Below are 20,128 nucleotides of genomic sequence, written 5' to 3' on the forward strand. Positions count from 1 at the left end.
GCCGGCACAGCGTCGAAAAGCATCGCGACTATGTGCGCTCAGCCGGGCCGGAACGCATCGAATCGGAGATCGAGAAGGAGCGCCAGACGGCCCGCCACGAGGCCGGCGTGGTCCGCCACGGGCATTCGCTGGCCAGCATCCTCGGCCCCGCGTTCGTGGCCGCCGTCGCCTACGTGGACCCGGGCAACGTGGCCGCCAACGTCACCTCCGGCGCCCGCTACGGGTACATGCTCATGTGGGTGCTCGTCGTCGCGAACGCGATGAGCGTGCTCATCCAATACCAGTCCGCGAAACTCGGCATCGTCACCGGGCGCTCGCTGCCCGAACTGCTCGGCTCGCGCATGAGCGACGCCGGGCGCTTCATGTTCTTCATGCAGGCGGAGGTCATCGCCATCGCCACCGACCTGGCCGAGCTCATCGGCGGGGCCATCGCGTTGAACCTGCTGTTCGGTCTGCCGCTGTTCGCAGGCGGCGTGGTCATCGGCGCCGTGTCCACCGTGCTGCTCATGTTCGAGGGCGGGCGCACGCACCGCCTGTTCGAAAAAATGGTGATCGCGCTGCTGCTCGTCATCACGTTCGGGTTCATCGCGGGACTGTTCATCGCGCCGCCGAACCCTGGCGACGTGCTCGGCGGGCTCGTCCCGCGCTTCTCCACGCGCGACTCCGTGCTCATGGCCGCGTCCATGCTGGGCGCCACCGTCATGCCGCACGCGATCTACCTGCATTCCACGCTGGTCAACGACCATTACGCGGGCGGGCAGGCCCGCCCCACCACGCGCGAACTGCTGCACGGCTCCAAGATCGACGTGTTCTGGGCGCTCGTGCTCGCCGGCACCGTGAACCTCGCGCTGCTCATCCTCGCCGCGAACTCGCTGTACGGCATGAAGGGCACCGATTCGATCAGCGGCGCGCAGCACGCGATCGTGAGCGTGCTCGGCCCCGTGATCGGCACGATCTTCTCGATCGGCCTGCTCGCCTCGTCATTGAGCTCCACGTCCGTGGGCACGTACGCCGGCTCGGAGATCATGCACGGGCTGCTGCGCATCAAGGCGCCGATGTGGGCGTGCCGCATCGTCACGCTCGTGCCGGGACTGATCGTGCTGTGGTTCGCGCCGAACCCCACCGAGGCGCTGGTCATCGGCCAGGTGATCCTCTCCATCGGCATCCCGTTCGCCATCATCCCGCTGCTGCGCTACACGCACGACAGGAAGCTGATGGGCCGCTACGTGGACGGGCCGGTCAAGCATGCTGTGTTCATCATGGTGGCGGCGCTGATCGTGGCGTTGAACGTGCTGCTCATCGTGCTCACGCTGCTGGGTGTCAGCTGACCTTTTCCGGGCTGGTCCCGCCCGCCCCGCCGAAGTGATGCTGTTTTCTTCTTTTTGCCGACGCAGGCCGCGCATCAGGGTGTCCTCATGCGCCCGGTCGAATGGACGGCAGTCGAACACCCATCGGGCGTGCCTTGTGCCGCAGTGTCTCGCCAACCAAAGCAGCTACATAGTTTGGTTTATGACCCAAAATGAGGGATTTGCGAGCTGTGGGGCAGTCTTGTGCTGTGATACGTCGACGAGTGGGTGTTGTCCTTTGGGGGCGCGGTGGAAGGGTTGTCCCTCGATGAGTATTTGAGGGGGATGGAATGTCGAGGGGCGAAGTGGCTTGTCCTTCGGCGTGAAAATGGGAGATTTGCAAGCCGCGGGGCAACCCATCAATTGAGCCGCATCGGCGAATGGCTGTTTTCCAATGGTGTTACGGCGAGAAGTTTGTCCCTCGATGAATATTCAAGGGAATTGAGCGGTGAGGGGCGAAGCGGCCTGTCCTTCGATGAGGAAAAGCATCGGAATGCCATCGAGGGACAGGGATTCTTGCCCCTCGACGTGAAGAACGCCCTTCTCTGTACCGAGGGGCAGGAGTCTCATTGCAATGACCGTTCCACCGGCTGGAATGTGAACCTCGCCCCACGCAACATCAGCTGCCGCGCGACGCCGAACGCATGATCCGCCCGTGTGTCCGCGTTCGCCAGCGTCGCAGCGGTCGCGATGCGCAGTACCCACCCATGGTTTTGCAGCCGGTCGCGTTTCTCCTGGTCGCGCCGCCACTGCGCCTTGTCGGTGCGATGCTGGTCGCCGTCGTATTCGACGGCCACACGGTATTGCGGCCATGCCATGTCGAGCATCATCGACGTGCCGCTCGCGAACATCGCACCCGGCACCGTGTAACCGGGTTGCGGGCAGGGAAGACCGTGCTTGAGCAGGGACAGGCGGCTGCGGGATTCCATCGGCGAATCGACGCCCGCCATGATGTAGCGGCATGCGGCGATGCATGAGCGCTTGCCCCGGAACGGTGCAAGCCCCGTGACGAACGCGGCGAGATCGGCGCGTATGTGTTCCGCGTCCCGGCCGTTCGCCCGGGCGCTCGCCGTGATGATCGCGTCTCCGAGCACGACCAGTTCCTCGAACGGCAGATGCATGGCGAGCTGCGCCCAGGTGTGCATCAGATCCAAGGCGTAGACGTGCCGGTTGATGCGCACGGGCTCCGAGTCGACGAGCGGACGCCAGACATGGGGCTGCGTGGGAATGCCGCGCTTGCGTACCCGGCGCTGCTTGTTGCTGGACACGGTGTGGAGCACGGCCGTGTCGAGGTCGCATTCGGAGGGGATCGGCACGGATTGGAGCATCAGCGAGGTGGTCATGCCGAACATCAGCTTGTGTCCGGTGGTCTTCGCCGCTTCGGTACAGCGGCGCACGACGTCTCGTTTGCGCTGCGCGAGGCCTTCGCGCATGGTGGGAGAGGGCGTGGTGTCGAACATGTCGTTCATGACTGCCGTGGGGAGTGATCCCGCATCGTTGCCGTATCCGTTCATGGTTCCGACGGTAGGGAAGCGGGGTGCCGCGGCGCAAACGCACGGGGCAATGTGTACAGAGGTCCGGTGAAACGCACAAGCCAAGATTGCGATATTGTGCGATTCGAGGGTTCGCCTATGTGAACCGGAACGGATTGGGGCGTCGGTGGGGGAGGCCTCGGACTTGATTGGGGAGTAGCGCGTCGGCTGAATCGTGCGGGATGCGCGGATGCATCCGCGAGTACCGGGGAGCAACGCCGACAGGATGGTATTCCCCGGGTGGAGATGGGAGGATGCGTTCCGCGGTCCCGGGGATCGGCGTGTGCGACCGTTCGATGAACGTCATTTCCTGCCCCCCGTCAAATATGTGAGCCTTCACATCTCCGCGGTTCGTGCGATCGCGTCGTCGCCGTGCGTTCACATGGTGTTCTCGTCCCGTCTTTTCGGCCAAACGACATATGAACACCACCCCCTACAGGGGGTACCCCCTACCATATAGTTGGCGGTGTCTTGGTGTGATGCCCCGGTGCCGGGCGCGGCATGCATGTACGAGTGCATACGTGTGCAGGACATCGTGGGCGAGAAGAGATGTGGAAGAGAACAGTAGATGGAGAGTACAACGAATCCCGGCGTTTCCGGTCGTTCCGATGCGCCGCGTCCGGAGGGGCGCCGTGATATCCGCCAAAGCCAACTGTCCCGCGTGCTGTATTGGCGGTTTTACATCAATCTCGCGCTGATGCTGATCGACGCGGCCGTGTTCATCATCGCAGGCACCACCGTGCTGATGGCGCGTGATCAGGATTACAGGTATTTCGTGTCGTATCGTTTCGATCTGAACATCGACCTGAGTGTGTACCTGATCATCGCGGCGCTCATGTACGTGTATTCGTTACACGCGGCGGGCGTGTACCACCGGCATGTGATGGGCGACGGATATCAGCTCAATCTCCGCCTGTTCGTCGGCATGGTCGAGGCATGGGTGATCCTATGCGCTTTCAATTTCGTGTTGAACCTCAATCTGTGGCTGAGCACGCTGACGCTGATGGTCGCGGCGGCATGGCTGCTCAACATGATCGCCCGCTTTTTCGTGCGCCTGTTCATCACCCGGAACCGCAAGAAGGGCAAGTACGCATACGGTACCGCCATCGTCGGTTCCCCGGAGGCGATCGGGCATATGCTGCGATTCCTGGCGCAGAAGCAGCAGCTCAACTACCGTCCGCTCGCCGTATGCCCCATCCGTCTTAACGATGACGGTCTGGTGGAACCCGATCCGAACCTGGACGAGCTCAGGGAACAGATGCGCAGGAACTGGGGCGAGCTGCTGCCGGTGGTTCCGTACTCCGAAAACGATCTGGCGGAACATCTTGCCGATTCGGGCATCCAGACAGTGATGGTCACCGATGTGCTGCGTCGTTTCTCCGACAACTTCAACACGTTCTCCATGCACATGGAGGCCATCGGTCTGGAGATCGCCCTGGTGACCTCCGCAGCCGACGTCAGCGGCCATGAGACGCAGGTGCGTTCCATTCAGGGCACCACGGTGATCACCATCCGTCTTGCCCAGTTCTCACCGGCGCGCAAGATGATGAAGCGACTGTTCGACATCATCGTGTCCACGATCGCGATCGTATTGTCCTCCCCGTTCATGCTGGGCGTCGCCATTGCCATCAAACTCGACGATCATGGTCCGGTCCTCTACAAGCAGGAGCGTATCGGCCTGTACGGCAAACCGTTCAAGATCTATAAGTTCCGTTCCATGAGGGTGGACGCGGACAAGATGGACGCCGAAGTGGCCGCGGCCGCCGGCCAGGAGCTGGGCGCCCGTTTCAAGCTCAAGAACGATCCGCGCGTGACGAAGGTCGGGCATTTCATTCGCAAGACCTCGCTGGACGAGCTTCCCCAGTTCTTCAATTCCTTCCTTGGATCGATGAGCGTGGTCGGCCCCCGTCCGCAGCGCCAGTACGAAGTGGACGAATACGATCAGGTGTACGCCACCCGACTGCTCGTCAAGCCCGGCATCACCGGTCCGTGGCAGGTGTCTGGCCGCAATGACCTGAGCGAGGAGGAAAGCCAGCAGCTGGATGTCGCCTACGTGCAGAATTGGTCCGTTCTGGGAGACATCAGCTACATCTTCCGCACCGTCGGAGTGATGATCAACCCGAAGGGCGCCTACTGATTCGACCCACCTTCGTTTTCGGGGGTATCAATGCCCCCGACTACACTGGTCACCCAGTTTGTGGTATGCCGCCGCTATACGGCGCACGTTCACGCGATGGGGGATTGAGTCATGGCCGAAATGTCCGGGGAATCCGAGGATAACGGCGCTGCCGGAAGCAAGCCGAAGGATTTCGACATCGCGTACATGACCGATTCCGATGGGCTGAATCCTCCGATGCCGCCGACGTCCGATGCGTCTGCCGGGGACGGGGATGTGGAGTCCGCGGAGCAGCCCCGGCATCATCGCCGGCGCCGCAGGATGAGCGCGCAGCATATCCGTAGGATTCGTCGTCGCCGGAGAATCCGCCGTGCGCTCATCGCCTTTGGCGTGCTGGTGGCGTTGCTTGCCGCCGCGGGCGCATGGTTCGCATGGTCCGCGGTGAAGACGAAGAACGAGGTGCAGCAGGCTGTAGTGGTGGCCTCCGGCATGCAGGATGCGCTCGAGAGCGGCGATACGGCCACGTTGAACGCGAAGATGGACGAGTTCTCCGTCCATGCGTCCGCCGCCTACGCCCAGACGAGTTCCGTCTTGTGGAAGGCCGCCTCGCATGTGCCTTACTATGGCGATGATGTGCGTGCGGTGCGCACCGCCGTCACCGCGATGGAGAACATCTCCTCGCAGGCGATGCCTGCCATGAAACAAGCGTCCGGTGCGCTCAACCTCAAGGACATTTCGGTGAAGGACGGTGTCATCGACGTGTCCGCGCTGAGCAAATCCGCCGAACCGTTGCAGAGGGCCGACGACGTGATCGAGGACGCGGACCGCGACCTGACCGGTGCCCCTACGCCGCATGTCACGCAGGTGGCGGATGCGATGGAGCAGGCGAAGAACTACCTGCACACGCTGTCCGGCATGGTGCATGACATGAACGTTGCCGCCCAGGTGGTGCCGAAGATGCTCGCCAACGACGGACAGACCAGGACCTATCTGATCCTGGCGCAGACGAACTCGGAGATCCGCCCGGGCGGTGGTCTGCCCGGTTCATGGGGCGTGATGACGGTGACGAACGGCAAGGTCGAGATGCAGCCGTTCGTTTCGGGTGGAAAGATCCCGTGGTTCGACGAACCGGTGGTGGATCTCACGGCGGAGGAGCGCACGCTGTTCACCGACAAACTGGGGCGTGTGGCCGTGGATGTGAACTTTACCCCCGATTTCCCGCGTACGGGCGTGATCGCCAAGGCATTGTGGAAGGCGCACGCCGGCCAGGACGTGGACGGCGTGATCGCGATCGACCCGGTGTTCCTGCAGAACATGCTCAAGGTGAGCGGCGGCGTGACCCTGCAGGACGGGGTGACGCTCGACGGCACGAACGCGGCGCAGTACCTGCTGAGTCAGGTGTATGCAGACAAGCCCGAAGACCAGCAAGATGAGTATTTCTCGGCGGCCGCGGCCGCGTCGTTCACGCAGATCATGTCTCATTCCTCCGACGCGAAGGCGTTCCTCAAAGCATTGGCCACATCCGTGAGCCAGGGGCACATGAAGGTGTGGAGCGCCCATGAGGACGAGCAGGAGCTGCTGCTCAACACCCCGATTTCCGGCGCATTGAAGACCGATGCGTCCACACCGGAACTGGGCGTGTACTTCTCGGACATCACCCAGTCGAAGATGGACTGGTATCTCAAACGCAAGGTGACCATGACGTTCGACGGAACCGCCGCCAACGGAGCCAACCAGTACACGGTACATGTCAAGCTCACAAATATGATGACCGCCGACCAGGTCGCCTCCACCCCGCAATACGTACTCGGAGACCAACTGGAGGGCATTCCAGATGGAGGCATAAAAACGGCAATGTACGCGTATGCGCCGGCCGGCGTCCGCTTGGTGGATTGGAAGGCATCTGATGGTTCAAGCTACGACGGACTCGCCGTGCATGACACCCTGACCGTCGGCGTCAAGACGGTGCTGTTGGCACCCGGCGAATCATACGAGTGCACGATGCACGTGCAGACCGCCCCTGGCGTGCAGACCCCGCTCTCCCTCACCCAGACCCCGCAGATCGAGGGTCGCACGGACTGAGGATTAGCTTCACTCCTCTTGATAAGCTTGGTAAGGGGCCACCCTAATGCATACGTTGGGAATTAGCATTCACCCCTCTTGATAAGCTTGTTGCGGCTGGATAATAGGCGTGGGTGCGGTTGGGAATTAGCATTCACCCCTCTTGATAAGCTTGCTGTCGCATCCTTGCCATAAAGCCAAGAGTTGGGAATTAGCATTCACCCCTCTTGATAAACTTGTTCGCCGGCGCAGGCACACTCCTCCTCAGTTGGGAATTAGCATTCACCCCTCTTGATAAACTTGACTGTTCGCAGTAACCAGCGTTACCCGTGTTGGGAATTAGCATTCACCCCTCTTGATAAACTTGTCTCGCCGATGCCACTCTCGAGCAAATCGTTGGGAATTAGCATTCACCCCTCTTGATAAGCTTTCTCGCTAATCGATGCCTGAGCGAGCACAGTTGGGAATTAGCATTCACCCCTCTTGATAAGCTTTGCTGGTGGGTCAACGGCCTGTGCTGCAAGTTGGGAATTAGCATTCACCCCTCTTGATAAGCTTTCTTGTCACTGGAGATAATGTCGAAGTAGGTTGGGAATTAGCATTCACCCCTCTTGATAAGCTTTCGTACGTGTTGCGGGTCACGAGCGACTCGTTGGGAATTAGCATTCACCCCTCTTGATAAGCTTTCAAGGCCCGGCGACATCCTCCTCAACGAGTTGGGAATTAGCATTCACCCCTCTTGATAAGCTTTTGTTGTCGTCGTCCCATTCGAAGATGAGGTTGGGAATTAGCATTCACCCCTCTTGATAAGCTTTCGTCGAACTTCATCTCCTTGGTGGTGACGTTGGGAATTAGCATTCACCCCTCTTGATAAGCTTTCCTCCAACGGCCGGCCCTTGGCTTTGTAGTTGGGAATTAGCATTCACCCCTCTTGATAAGCTTTGCGACCCGATACCTCAGCGCGACGCAACGTTGGGAATTAGCATTCACCCCTCTTGATAAGCTTTTGGGGAAGCCGGGGCGTTCGATCGCGCCGTTGGGAATTAGCATTCACCCCTCTTGATAAGCTTTGACACCAACGTCACCGCCTATCAGCTAGGTTGGGAATTAGCATTCACCCCTCTTGATAAGCTTTATAGCTTCTCAGGAGGGGCTATTTTCTGCGGTTTTCAGATAATCTTACGTTCAGAAAAGCGTGAACAACTCCGGCGTCTCCACTGCATCCTCCTGCTCCAGATTGGAAAAACGCAACGCCGAAGACCACTGGTGGTCACTGACATGCAGGATGCGCACATAGCCGTGCGCGGGCAACGCCTCCTTGATCGCCTTCACCGTCGCACGGTTGCCCGCCTGCGTCGGCGTGTACCTGGCATAGACCGAATACTGCACCATGCCGTAGCCCATGTCCACCAGCATGTTCCTGAACTCCGTGGCCGCGCTGCGCTGCTGTTTGGTCTTGACCGGCAGGTCGAACATCACCAGACACCACATGCCACCACTGTCCTCGTCCTTTTTCATTCGGCACCCGCGTATTCCGGCACGGGCAGCCGGTCGATCTTCCCCTCGCAATACAGGCCGTACTGTTGCGCGAAATCGTTCAACGAACTGGGAATGGTGAGACCGGTGCCGTTCAACTGCCGGTTGACCGCCTCCACAAGGCGCCGTTTCACATTCCGGTCCGATAGCGAATCATCGGAGCCCAGTTCCGCCACCCTACGGTCGATCGCCGGCCGATACGGTTCCAAGATGTCATCCGCCAGACAGAAATAATTACCGCGATTGCGGTGATGCATCCCCAACGAGGGAATCAGCCCGGCCGATATCACGGCTTTGATGGCGAATCCGCGCAACACCATGTAGGCGTAATCCAAATGTGCGTTGCGTCCAATTCCCTCGCCCGGCACGCGATGGAATTCCTCCCCAGCCGGGAATAACCGTCTCCAATACTCCCGTGCCGCATGCCCTTCGCAATTGGAAGGGTCTCCCGAACGCACCGAGGCGGCGATACCACGCAGCAATCCGCCGCCATCACGGCTAAGGGAATCTAGACAGGCGGCCTGCCCGCGCACCTTCGCCTGCACGATTCGCCCCCATGCGTTCTTCCGGCGCGGCAACGTCATATCGACCTGCGCCAGTTGCCGTTGTGTGACCGTGGTCGGCGTATCGGTCCAGGCGTGGAGCGCCGCATCCGGCACCCCACGCCAGTCGCACAGCATGACCGATACGCCGTACCGGGCCATCTCGTGCAGCACCGCGGCGGAACACGACACCTTCAGTCCAAGCAGTACCACGGCCACCTGCGCCAGTGGCACATCCACGGGAGTGTCTGCATCATCTCGCTTCACGCGCATGTTGCCGCGCGTATACGAGACACGTCCCGCCATCTCCGTGCAATCGATGACCCGCCATTGGCTCTGCATGACGACCGCCCTAGTCGGACCATCGCCACGAACACGGCAGCCCCGATTGTGAATGCCAGCGCGGCTCACCCATGGAGTTGCGGCGGATAACTACAGGAGAATATGAGCTGACAACATCGACAGACGGTATCCACCCTTTTGCATCCACAATCTTCCGCACCGAGTCCGGTACCTCCTGCTGGCCTTGGAACTTCTTCAGCCCCTCAGCAGCCAGTAATCGTGGTCGAATCGTCAGCTTGCTATTCGAGTAGAACCCGGCCAGCACCCACACGCATCGCGCGGTATCGGCACTATCCGAGTCCCCGCACCACTCGGCGAATTCGCCGATCTGCCCTTTGAGCTTGCCTTGGGCGAAGTCCACGTGAATCTCATCGCCGACGACCAGCCAGCCCAGATATTCGGCGTTGCCATCCTGCACCGCCTGCACGGTGCGCGGCTCGCCCCAGCGCATCGATACCGACCGTGGAGGCAACGGAGCGGTGAACAGGTCACCGCCACGCGACCTCAGCAAATCCGCTTGGAACACACGGATCATGCCATACCAGTACTTGCGAACGCCCTTGGCGTTCTGCTTCCAGCACCGGTATACGCGTGCATGGTGAATCGCCGATCCGATGTCGGAGGAACCGCCACGCACGGCGATTTGCGCCGACTGTCCATCGAAGAATCCCACTTCGTCATCGGCCATGAACTCGGTGCCGTGTACGACGATTCGTCGCGTATCGTCCGCAGGCAGACCGGTCTTCGCATCATAGTCGGGAAGACGGGTGAGCGCACACCATAGCGCAGGCGTGGAGGCCCTCCGAATCAGATCGGCATCCATGGCGTCTCCGAGACGAACACGGCTCAACGCCTTGACCGTCGCATCATGCGCTATCGAATTGCCCAGCTGCAACCGCATCGGCTGCCGCACCACCACGCGATCATGGTCGAGCGCGTCGTTGAGCAGTTCGAGCAGCAGCTCCATGCCGACGCGCCACCGCTGGTACGAGTCGTAGCCCGTGCAGCTTTCGTATGGGTACTCCTTCCAACTGCGTTCGCCTTCGGCCAGTCCGCCTGCGATCATCTGGGATTCGCGTAGCGAATCGCGTTCCACCAGCGTCTTTGCGACCGACGGACGCATCAACGCGATCACCGAGGCATCCACCGCATGGTGACGACGGTCGAGACGCGTCTTGTAACGAGCTTGGAAGAAATGGATGCGCCCTTCCATGCCGCTTGCCCTACGTGCGAGCGCCGTGACACGCCCTTGGAAGACATCCACGGCCACCTCCCTTGACGGACGGTCCTCGTCGCGCTCGGCGAGGTAGCGTTGCGAGTTGAAATACCAGTCGATACGGCGGTGCAGTTCGTCCGCCATCCATGCGACCGATTCGATGGATCGGTTGTCGATCGGCTCGTCGCCTTCGGTCTGCTTCAGGCGCGTCTTCATCTCCTGCTTGAACCGCCGCCATGTCTGAGGAGTGTCGGCCTTCCTGTCATACAGCATGTTGTCGACCCGCTGCAACGCGTCCGAGAGACTGACCCCGCGCTGTCTGGCCGGCTCGGAGGCCGCCCATACGGGGAATGGCGTCTTCGACTTGAGTCGATTGCAGTCGGCGCACACCGCGGCCAGATTCGTGCGGGTGTTGGTGGAACCGACGCCCTTTCTTGGCACGATATGGTCCATTTCGCAGGTGCCGAACGCAATCGGCCGTCCGCAGTACAGGCATTGGCCGTTCTGGCGTTGTATCGCTTCGATCCTGCGAATATCCGATGCGCGTACACGTTCCAGATGCTCGGACTCCCGTAGCTTGGACGCGAGTGCGGAACGGTAGACGCTCCGTGAGCCGGTGCGTCGTTCGTACTGCCGGGCGGTGGCCACCGAGTCGAATGCCGAACGCACATGTTCGATCTGTACTGATACCGGGTTGCCCCAACGATTACGGCAACCTGTCATCCACTGGCTGACGATGCGAACCACCCTGTCCGCCGAGGGGTTGCCCAATGGCGCTCCGATGGGATCGGCCGGCGGTCGCCAGTAATCGGACACATGGAACAGCGTCTTGCGTGCGGTGTGAAGATCATCATCGGTCGTCAACATGCGTTCGGTGAGTCGCCGCAACGTCTCCTCGCCGTATGCGGCACGCCCGGCGGGCAGATCGATCGAATCCAGTTTGGTCAGTCCGTCATCATCCAATGCGTCGATGAACCTGATGGCTTCCGCGTAGGCAAGATCTTCGCGGACGGCATCGAAGTCCACGGTGTTGGACAGCAGCCGGATCATCGCCTCACGCGCCGCCTCCGACGCGTCATCCCACCACTTCATCAACGGCTTGGCGATCTTTCGGTCGGCCTCGCGAATCCGCTGCACGGACGTCATGCACGGCGGCATGGCGGAGATACGCTCCTCGCCGTCCGCCGTCATTGTGCCGACGCCGCGAAGCCGGTGTCTCGCTAACCCAAGATGAGTCGCGACATCGGCCCATGTGATGTCCTCGCGTGAAGCGGAGGAGAGCAACGCATATGCCCGTTGCTTCTCCTCAACCGTCAACGGCCGTTCTGATACGGCACCCGCCTCCCGGATGCGCAGGTTCGTCAGCACATTGGCGATGCGATACCGCTGGAACACCAGAGACGCCTTCAACGCACGCGGCTGCGAGGGGTCGAACGGGTCGCGTCCCACCCTCCCTTGTGCCGACCCCTTGGGAGAAGTCGCCCGGAACACGTTACGGAACAACGGTTCCCATTCCGTCCGGGGAACATGCTGCACGTCGAAGATGCGCTTCAACTCGTTCGCATTGTCCTCCTGCATGAGACGCTGCGGCAACAGTCCCTCGCCGCGCTTGGTGCTGGTGCGCAGACGTGGCGATTCCGCATATCCGTTCGACAATACGGCGACGACCAGCTGCGCCGGCGTGGGATCGTCTTCGATGCCACGTCCCAGTCGCTCCTCCGCACGCGTCTTCAGTTCGCCGTACTGCGCCGAATGCGGGTTGTCCGCCAGCAACGATTCCACGCGATGGTACGGATTGCGCCATCCCCGATGCCGCGCGATGTGGCGCAGCGCAATGGACAGGTCCTCGCGCCGCGTGGCCTCGTCCTCGATGAAGGACTCGGCCAGCCGGGCGCGCACATGCCATTCCTCGAACGGCGTGGTCAGTGATTCCGGTTCGATGATCGGATACCCGGCCCGCTCAAGAGCGGCATCGAGACGATCGAGTCGCTTGCGACGCCTGCGCATCATGCGTCGTGCGCGGCGACTTACTCCTGAGACGTTCTTACGGGTGATCGCCTCTTTGTTCTTGGTCGGATCCACGCCGCCATCGTGAATGACCGATTGCGCGTTGAGCATGCGCATCGGCATGTCATCGTCATCGACCTCGATCGCCGCAAGTCCCACCGAATTGAGACCCACATCGATGCCGATCCTGTACCGTTTCGTATTCATCATCAATTCCTCTGCTCTGAGAATCTATTGCTAAGGGAATGGTACCGGAATAAAAACGGGGCGAGCCATGCGACTCGCCCCTGACAGCAACGCTGCCGAGCAATCAAAGCGGCCAACATGTCCGCTCTTATTGAGAATTAGCAAAACTCACTATACCCGTATCTGCGTCGGACACGCAACAAGGCCTGCATCCGATTCGTACGATAGTTCCCGGACAGCCGAAAAGCCGCGGCGGTGCAGCGCCTGACCGGCGAGGAGTGGAATCCGGCGTTCGCGTTCGCGCCGTCGTCCGTATCGCCGGACTCGTGTGTTTGCGCGGCAGATCGTGGTTCGATGTGAACAGGGGGTAACGGGGATGCGAAGGTGCCCCCTTTGAAAATCCCATCGTCTTGTTTGGGCGCGTGCAAATCCTTTATTTCGTAAGGATTGGCGCATCGTCTCACTTCCATGCCCGGCAGGGGGTTAGGGGTGCCCCCTTGAGATATACTGCTTTCAGTTTTTGTCTCGGCACTTGTGCCTTGGCAGGAAGGAAAGCAGTGAAGAAGAAGTATTCAGCCGATAACGGCCGTCATGTCGAAATCGAGAAGGCATAGAAGGGCGGTCGCAAGCAATGGAAACCATCGATTTGCGCAACAGCTGCGTGCTGGTCACCGGGGCCGCCGGGTTCATTGGCTCCAACCTCGCCAAAAGGCTTCTTGAAGACGTCCAGGGCATCCGCGTCATCGGATTCGACAATGTCAACGATTACTACGATGTGCGGCTCAAGGAGCATCGTCTCGACATGCTGTCGCACTATGGGAACTTCACCTTCATCAAGGGTGATCTGGCCGATAAGGATGCGGTGTTCGCGCTCTTCGAACAATACAAGCCGAAGGTCGTGGTGAACCTCGCCGCCCAGGCCGGCGTACGCTATTCCATCACGCATCCGGACGCCTACATCCAGTCCAATCTCATCGGCTTCTACAACATCCTGGAGGCCTGCCGCAACTACCCGGTGGCCCATCTGGTCTACGCGTCCAGTTCCTCCGTATACGGTTCCAACAAGAAGGTCCCGTACTCCACGGACGACAAGGTCGACAATCCGGTGAGCCTGTATGCGGCCACGAAGAAGTCCAACGAGCTGCTGGCCCACGCGTACTCGAAGCTGTACGACATCCCCTCTACCGGTCTGCGCTTCTTCACGGTGTACGGTCCGGCGGGCCGCCCGGACATGGCCTATTTCGGATTCACCAACAAGCTGCGTGCCGGCGACACCATCAAGATTTTCAACTATGGCAACTGCCGCCGCGATTTCACCTATGTCGACGACATCGTCGAAGGCGTCGTGCGCGTAATGCAGGGGGCGCCGGAGAAGAAGACCGGAGAGGACGGCCTGCCCGTTCCCCCCTACGCCGTGTACAACATCGGCAACGGCCATCCGGAGAATCTGCTGGAATTCGTGACGATCCTGCAGGAGGAACTCGTACGCGCCGGCGTGCTGCCCGCGGACTACGATTTCGAAGCCCATAAGGAGCTTGTCGCCATGCAGCCGGGCGACGTGCCGGTCACCTATGCGGATACCGCGGCGCTGGAGCGCGATTACGGCTACAAGCCGTCCACCCCGCTGCGTGAGGGACTGCGCCGGTTCGCCGAATGGTACAGGACCTTCTATATCGACGGCCACGCCGAATAACCCCCCTCGATGAACGTCATATGCGGAACCTCGCACGTTCCGCACATGACGCGTCATACGTTCAGACCCCATTCAAACCCAAGGAAAAGAAGCAACATATGAAGGATTTCGATTCGTTGAAGATCGCCGTCGCCGGTACCGGTTACGTGGGACTGAGCCTGGCCACGCTGCTGTCGCAGCATCATCAGGTCACCGCGGTGGACATCATCCCCGCCAAGGTCGATATGATCAACGCGCGCAAGTCCCCGATCCAGGACGACTACATCGAGAAGTACTTCGCGGAGAAGACCCTGAACCTCACCGCCACGCTCGACGGCGAGAAGGCATACTCCGACGCCGACTTCGTCATCATCGCCGCGCCGACCAACTACGACAGCACGAAGAACTTCTTCGACACCTCCGCCGTGGAATCCGTCATCGATCTGGTGATGAAGGTCAACCCGGACGCGATCATGGTCATCAAGTCCACCATTCCGGTGGGCTACACCAAGTCCATCCGCGAGAAGACCGGTTCCAAGAACATCATCTTCAGCCCCGAGTTCCTGCGTGAATCCAAGGCCCTGTACGACAACCTGTACCCGAGCCGCATCGTGGTGGGCACCGATCCGGAGGACGAGCACCTCGTGGAGGCCGCCCACACCTTCGCCAAGCTGCTGCAGCAGGGCGCCATCGAGGAGAACATCCATACGCTGTTCATGGGCTTCACCGAGGCCGAGGCCGTCAAGCTGTTCGCCAACACGTACCTGGCGCTGCGCGTCTCCTACTTCAACGAGCTCGACACCTATGCCGAGTCCAAGGGCCTGAACACCCGCGAGATCATCGACGGCGTCTGCCTCGACCCACGCATCGGCACCCACTACAACAACCCGAGCTTCGGCTACGGCGGCTACTGCCTGCCGAAGGACACCAAGCAGCTGCTCGCCAACTACCAGGACGTGCCGGAGAACCTCATCGAGGCCATCGTGGACTCCAACGCCACCCGCAAGGACTTCATCGCCGACCGTGTGCTCGAACTCGCCGGCGCCTACGGTCCGAACAGCGAATGGGACGCCAGCAAGGAGCACGAGACCGTGGTGGGCGTGTACCGACTCACCATGAAGTCCCACTCGGACAACTTCCGCCAGAGCTCCATCCAGGGCGTCATGAAGCGCATCAAGGCCAAGGGTGCGACCGTCATCATCTACGAGCCCACGCTCGAGAACGGTTCCACGTTCTTCGGCTCCGAGGTCGTCAACGACCTTGATGAATTCAAGAAGCGCTCCCACTCCATCATCGCGAACCGTTATGACCCCTGCCTCGATGACGTGAAGGACAAGGTCTACACCCGAGACCTGTTCCGCAGGGACTGACCCGGATTCACGTCCAATACGGCACACGACTACAGAGAGGACCGATTCACTATGCGTATTCTGGTCACCGGAGCCAATGGCTATCTCGGTCAGGGCATCGTCCGCAGTCTGCTCGAACTCGGGCATACCGTGGTTGCGGCGGATTTCGGCACCACCCATGTCGATGAACGGGCGGAGAAGGTCGATTGCGATCTGTTCGCGGTCGAGGATCCGTTCGCGTTCTTCGGCAAGCCCGATGTATTGCTGCATCTGGCGTGGCGCGATGGTTTCGTGCACAACTCCGACGCCCATATCGAGGATCTGCCGAAGCATTACCACTTCATCAAGAAGATGGCCGAATCCGGCATCGCGCAGATCGCCGTGATGGGCAGCATGCACGAGATCGGCTTCTATGAAGGCAGCATCGACGAGCACACGCCGTGCAACCCGATGAGCCTGTATGGCATCGGCAAGAACGCCCTGCGTGAGACGACGGCACTGCTGTGCAAGCAGCACGGCGTCGTGTTCCAGTGGCTGCGCGGCTATTACATCGTGGGCAATTCCGAATACGGCAACTCCATCTTCTCGAAGATCACCGCCGCGGCTCACGCCGGCAAGAAGGAGTTCCCATTCACCACCGGCCAGAACCAGTACGATTTCGTCGATTATCCGGTATTCTGCGATCAGGTCGCCGCCGCCGTTTCCCAGAAGTCCATCGACGGCATCATCAACATCGGGTCGGGCAAACCGGAGAAGCTCGCCGATCGTGTCGAACGATTCATCAAGGAGAACGGGTACGACATCGCCCTCAAATACGGCGCGTTCCCTGATCGTCCCTATGATTCCAAGGCCGTCTGGGGCAATGGCGACAAGATTCAACGCATCATGCGGGAGACCTCCCATGCGTAAGGTGCTCATCACCGGCGGAGCCGGATTCATCGGCTCCGCCCTCGTGAACCGTCTGCATGAGGAAGGCGGTTGGGATGTGACGGTCCTTGACTGTCTGTCCGAGCAGATTCATGGCACGAGCCCGGACGATTCGTACCTGTATCGTTCCATTCAGGGCAAATGCCGGTTCATCCGTGGCGATGTTCGTGATTTCGACGCCATGTCGAAGGCCATCGCCGGCTGTGATACGGTCGTTCATCTGGCCGCCGAAACCGGTACCGGCCAATCCATGTACGAGATCAACAGATACAACGAGGTGAACGTCATGGGCACCTCCAATCTGTTGCAGGCCATCTCCAGCAGGGGAGAGGACAATACGGTGCGCAAGATCGTGCTGTCCTCCTCGCGATCCGTGTACGGCGAGGGCAAATACGAATGCCCGAACTGCGGATACGTGAACCCCTCCTCCAGGACCGCGGAGCGGATGCTTGCAGGCGATTTCAACCTGTACTGCGACGTCTGCGGCACCAAGCTGACCTTGGTCCCCACCACCGAGGACACGCCCGCCAAGCCGCGTTCGCTCTACGCGTTCACCAAGCTCGCGCAGGAACAGATGCTGGCCACCATGTGCCCGGCGATGGGGGTGGACTACACCGTGTTCCGCTTCCAGAACGTGTACGGCGTCGGCCAGTCCCTGGACAACCCGTATACCGGCATTCTGTCCGTATTCTCCACGAGGATGCTGCGCAACGAGCCCATCAACATCTTCGAGGACGGACTGGAAAGCCGCGATTTCATCAACGTGAAGGACATCGCCGCCGGCGTGGCCGCATCGCTTACCCGCCCGGAGAGCAATGGAGAGACCATCAACCTCGGCAGCGGCGTGAACACCTCCGTCATCGAGATCGCAAACATCCTCAAAGCCTCCTACGGCAGCTCCAGCGACATCAACATCACCGGCGACTTCCGCATCGGCGACATCGCCCACAACAAGGCCGACATCAGCAAGGCCCGGCAGCTGCTTGGCTTCGAGCCGTCCATCGGCCTGCAGGATGGCCTGAACGCGTTCTGCAAGTGGGTGGAGACCGAAACCATCGGCGACAACGGGTATGAGCGTTCCCTGGACGAGATGGAACGTGCCGGCATGTTCGTTCGCAAGCGGCACTGAACACCTATCGCGAAAGGCACGGAAGAACAGTTGTCCAGGATCCTCCTTATCTCGCCATCGTTCTTCGGATACCGCCAACGGGTCTCCGAAGAGCTGATCCGTCAGGGGCATGCCGTCGAATGCATGGATGACCGTCCTCGTGAGGATGTGACGTTCAAGTCGCTGGCCAAGATCAGCTACAAGCTGGTCGAGGGGTCCATCGACCGGTATGCGACCTCGCTTGCGCGGTATGTGGCGGATAAGCGTTTCGACCAGGTCATCTACATGGGCGGTATGTCGTTCTGTTGGACCAGATCGCAGTTCGAACGCATCCGGCATGCCAGTGATGCCACATTCACGGCGTACCTGTGGGATTCCATCGCCAACTGCCAGCGATTCAAGGACAGCATGGACCTGTTCGACCGTGTTCTTTCCTTTGAACCGGAGGATTGCGAACAGTACGGCATGGAACTCCGCCCGTTGTTTTATTCGGACGCCTACAGGGGATTGCCGTTGACCCCCGATGACGGTTTCCAGTGGGACGCCTGCTTCATCGGCAGCGTGCACCAGCCCAGCAAGTTCCATACCGTGCTGGAAATCGCAAGGGCCTTGGAACGGCATGGTCTGCGTGTGTTCACGTGGTTCTATATGCCGTCGCGGTCCGTCGAGAAGCTCCGCAAGCTCACCGATGCGACCTATAGGGGAGTGGAATTCAAGTTCGAAGGCCTGCCCGCGGATAAAGTGGCGGGCGTGTATGCCCATTCACGGTGCATCATCGATTCACCGCAGCAGGGGCAGCTGGGACTGACCATGCGCACATTGGAGACGGTGGGAGCCCGCCGTAAGCTCATCACCGCCAACCACGACGTGGCGCACTACGATTTTCACGCCAATGGGGATGTCCTGGTCTGGGACGGGACTCAGTCCGTGGATGATGAATTCTTCGCCAGACCGTTCCATCCGTTGCCGGACGATGTTTACCGTTCCTACTCCATTGCGGAGTTCGCACGCACATTGCTGGATGACGGTCACACGTACCACGGCTATGACAGGAAGGAACACCAGAAATGAAAGTGGCTCTTCTCGTACCGTTGCCGCCTCCCATGGGAGGTATCGGCACCTGGGCGTTGCGCCTCAAAGAGGTGATGCCCAAGGAGTGTGAAGTGGTGTTCGTCGATGAGGGATTGATCGGCGGCAGGGAGTTCTTCGGTGAGAACTCGAAGAAGAACCTATTCGACGAGGTCAAACGTTGCCTGCGTATCTGGCGCGATCTGAAACGAACGCTGAAGGATCCCGATGTCACCGTGGTGCATTCCAATATCCCCGCCGTCCCCGGCGGCATGCTGCGTGAACTGGTATGCGCGCATATCGCGCATAGCCGCAAACGCAAGTTCGTCATTCACTACCACAGCACGGTGAGCAGTTCCGTATCGTCCAGGCTGTCGGAATTCCTGTTGCGCAGGCTGTCCGATGCGGCGGACGAGATCATCGTGCTGAACGAGAAGTCTCGTGAGTTCGTGGCGGCCCGTTCGAAGACCCCGATTCGTCTCATCCCCAATTTCGTCTCCGGTAGCGAATTGGATGAGCACATCACGGTGCGGTCCGCCATAACGAACGCGTTGTATGTAGGTGGCGTATGCGAGGAAAAGGGCATCTACGATTATCTGAACATCGCCAGACGCTTCCCGGACATCACATTCACCGCCATCGGCAAGATCGAAGAGGGTGTCACCGCGGCGGCGCCGTCGAACGTGGTGCTGACCGGTCCTCAGAGCCATGATGCGGTTCATGCCGCGTTGATGAACACCGACGTGTTCTTCTTTCTGTCTCATTACGTGCATGAGGGATTCTCGGTGGCATTGACCGAGGCGATGGCCGCGGGATTGCCGTGCGTTGTCACCGATTGGGCAGCGAACAAGGACATGATCGGTTCCGAAGGAGGCGTCGTCGTCAACGTCGGTGATACGGATGCGGCCGCTGCGGGATTGGAACGGATGCGACCCATGCAGGTCAGGGAGGCGATGTCGCGCAGGAATATCGAGGCCGTCCGCTCCGCGTACTCCCAGGACAAGGTCATACCGCAGTACCTTGCCGTATATCGCGATGTACTGGAGGGCGGCATCGGTCCACGCCGGTGATAACGGGATAATGATGAATTCCGAGGGACGTAAGCATTGAGAAGGAGAGA

The 20,128-nt window shown here is 60.3% G+C and carries 13 protein-coding genes and 1 CRISPR repeat array; of the genes, 9 read left to right on the top strand and 4 right to left on the bottom strand.

The window, feature by feature from the left end; genetic code table 11:
• The first annotated feature begins 56 nt into the window (after nt 1-56).
• Nucleotides 57-1,328, top strand: coding sequence for an Nramp family divalent metal transporter (locus tag GFD21_RS04985; RefSeq protein WP_163196924.1), 1,272 nt, complete (start codon nt 57-59; stop codon nt 1,326-1,328).
• A gap of 584 nt (nt 1,329-1,912) precedes the next feature.
• On the opposite strand, the gene GFD21_RS04990 is transcribed toward GFD21_RS04985, so the two are convergent.
• Nucleotides 1,913-2,815: a hypothetical protein gene (locus GFD21_RS04990; protein ID WP_225431677.1), complete on the bottom strand. Its 903-nt coding sequence runs from the start codon at nt 2,813-2,815 to the stop codon at nt 1,913-1,915.
• Nucleotides 2,816-3,446: 631 nt separating this feature from the next.
• On the opposite strand from GFD21_RS04990, the gene GFD21_RS04995 reads away from it, so the two are divergent.
• Together GFD21_RS04995 and GFD21_RS11500 are read left to right on the top strand one after the other, a co-directional pair.
• Nucleotides 3,447-5,015 carry a sugar transferase gene (locus tag GFD21_RS04995; RefSeq protein WP_163196837.1) on the top strand — a complete coding sequence of 523 codons (1,569 nt, stop codon included), beginning with the start codon at nt 3,447-3,449 and terminating at the stop codon, nt 5,013-5,015.
• A 300-nt stretch (nt 5,016-5,315) separates the two neighbouring features.
• Nucleotides 5,316-7,076 (top strand): DUF4012 domain-containing protein, encoded by a 1,761-nt coding sequence (locus tag GFD21_RS11500; protein ID WP_449727611.1) that lies wholly within the window; start codon nt 5,316-5,318, stop codon nt 7,074-7,076.
• A gap of 54 nt (nt 7,077-7,130) precedes the next feature.
• Nucleotides 7,131-8,190: a CRISPR direct-repeat array (repeat unit 36 nt; unit sequence GTTGGGAATTAGCATTCACCCCTCTTGATAAGCTTT).
• A 50-nt stretch (nt 8,191-8,240) separates the two neighbouring features.
• Here the strand turns inward: GFD21_RS11500 and cas2 are convergent.
• Genes cas2 through cas9 form a run of 3 tightly spaced genes read right to left on the bottom strand, consistent with a single transcriptional unit; the run spans nt 8,241 to nt 12,908 of the window.
• On the bottom strand, nt 8,241-8,573 hold the full coding sequence (gene cas2 / locus GFD21_RS05005; protein WP_163196838.1) for a CRISPR-associated endonuclease Cas2: 333 nt from the start codon (nt 8,571-8,573) through the stop codon (nt 8,241-8,243).
• Nucleotides 8,570-9,475, bottom strand: coding sequence for a type II CRISPR-associated endonuclease Cas1 (cas1, locus tag GFD21_RS05010; protein ID WP_163196839.1), 906 nt, complete (start codon nt 9,473-9,475; stop codon nt 8,570-8,572). Before cas1 ends, cas2 begins: the two co-directional genes overlap by 4 nt.
• A gap of 10 nt (nt 9,476-9,485) precedes the next feature.
• Nucleotides 9,486-12,908 carry a type II CRISPR RNA-guided endonuclease Cas9 gene (cas9, locus tag GFD21_RS05015; protein WP_225431678.1) on the bottom strand — a complete coding sequence of 1,141 codons (3,423 nt, stop codon included), beginning with the start codon at nt 12,906-12,908 and terminating at the stop codon, nt 9,486-9,488.
• Between the two features lie 607 nt (nt 12,909-13,515).
• Between cas9 and GFD21_RS05020 the strand changes: the two genes are divergently transcribed.
• The 6 genes from GFD21_RS05020 (at nt 13,516) to GFD21_RS05045 (ending at nt 20,078) form a co-directional block, all read left to right on the top strand.
• Nucleotides 13,516-14,577: an NAD-dependent epimerase/dehydratase family protein gene (locus GFD21_RS05020; RefSeq protein ID WP_163196840.1), complete on the top strand. Its 1,062-nt coding sequence runs from the start codon at nt 13,516-13,518 to the stop codon at nt 14,575-14,577.
• A gap of 116 nt (nt 14,578-14,693) precedes the next feature.
• A complete protein-coding gene (locus GFD21_RS05025; protein ID WP_163196927.1) occupies nt 14,694-15,926 on the top strand; it encodes a nucleotide sugar dehydrogenase in 1,233 nt (410 codons plus the stop codon).
• 51 nt (nt 15,927-15,977) lie between these two features.
• Nucleotides 15,978-16,814 (top strand): NAD-dependent epimerase/dehydratase family protein, encoded by an 837-nt coding sequence (locus GFD21_RS05030; RefSeq protein ID WP_163196841.1) that lies wholly within the window; start codon nt 15,978-15,980, stop codon nt 16,812-16,814.
• Nucleotides 16,807-17,961, top strand: a complete 1,155-nt coding sequence (locus tag GFD21_RS05035; RefSeq protein WP_163196842.1) for an NAD-dependent epimerase/dehydratase family protein — start codon at nt 16,807-16,809, stop codon at nt 17,959-17,961. Before GFD21_RS05030 ends, GFD21_RS05035 begins: the two co-directional genes overlap by 8 nt.
• Before the next feature lie 30 nt (nt 17,962-17,991).
• The gene (locus GFD21_RS05040) at nt 17,992-19,011 is read left to right on the top strand and encodes a CgeB family protein (protein WP_163196843.1); all 1,020 of its coding nucleotides are present in this window, start codon (nt 17,992-17,994) and stop codon (nt 19,009-19,011) included.
• Nucleotides 19,008-20,078: a glycosyltransferase family 4 protein gene (locus tag GFD21_RS05045; protein WP_163196844.1), complete on the top strand. Its 1,071-nt coding sequence runs from the start codon at nt 19,008-19,010 to the stop codon at nt 20,076-20,078. The genes GFD21_RS05040 and GFD21_RS05045 overlap by 4 nt, the downstream gene beginning before the upstream one ends.
• The last annotated feature ends 50 nt before the right edge of the window (nt 20,079-20,128 follow it).

It is taken from the genome of Bifidobacterium platyrrhinorum (assembly GCF_010667645.1).
GTDB classification, from domain to species: Bacteria; Actinomycetota; Actinomycetes; order Actinomycetales; family Bifidobacteriaceae; genus Bifidobacterium; species Bifidobacterium platyrrhinorum.

What these genes read in the sequence shown, in the direction of transcription:
- cas9 (WP_225431678.1), bottom strand. Translation starts at nt 12,908, where the DNA reads ATGATGAATACGAAACGGTACAGGATCGGCATCGATGTGGGTCTCAAT.
- GFD21_RS05035 (WP_163196842.1), top strand. Translation starts at nt 16,807, where the DNA reads ATGCGTAAGGTGCTCATCACCGGCGGAGCCGGATTCATCGGCTCCGCC.
- GFD21_RS05020 (WP_163196840.1), top strand. Translation starts at nt 13,516, where the DNA reads ATGGAAACCATCGATTTGCGCAACAGCTGCGTGCTGGTCACCGGGGCC.
- cas1 (WP_163196839.1), bottom strand. Translation starts at nt 9,475, where the DNA reads ATGCAGAGCCAATGGCGGGTCATCGATTGCACGGAGATGGCGGGACGT.
- GFD21_RS04990 (WP_225431677.1), bottom strand. Translation starts at nt 2,815, where the DNA reads ATGAACGACATGTTCGACACCACGCCCTCTCCCACCATGCGCGAAGGC.
- GFD21_RS05030 (WP_163196841.1), top strand. Translation starts at nt 15,978, where the DNA reads ATGCGTATTCTGGTCACCGGAGCCAATGGCTATCTCGGTCAGGGCATC.
- GFD21_RS05045 (WP_163196844.1), top strand. Translation starts at nt 19,008, where the DNA reads ATGAAAGTGGCTCTTCTCGTACCGTTGCCGCCTCCCATGGGAGGTATC.
- GFD21_RS11500 (WP_449727611.1), top strand. Translation starts at nt 5,316, where the DNA reads ATGAGCGCGCAGCATATCCGTAGGATTCGTCGTCGCCGGAGAATCCGC.
- cas2 (WP_163196838.1), bottom strand. Translation starts at nt 8,573, where the DNA reads ATGAAAAAGGACGAGGACAGTGGTGGCATGTGGTGTCTGGTGATGTTC.
- GFD21_RS04995 (WP_163196837.1), top strand. Translation starts at nt 3,447, where the DNA reads ATGGAGAGTACAACGAATCCCGGCGTTTCCGGTCGTTCCGATGCGCCG.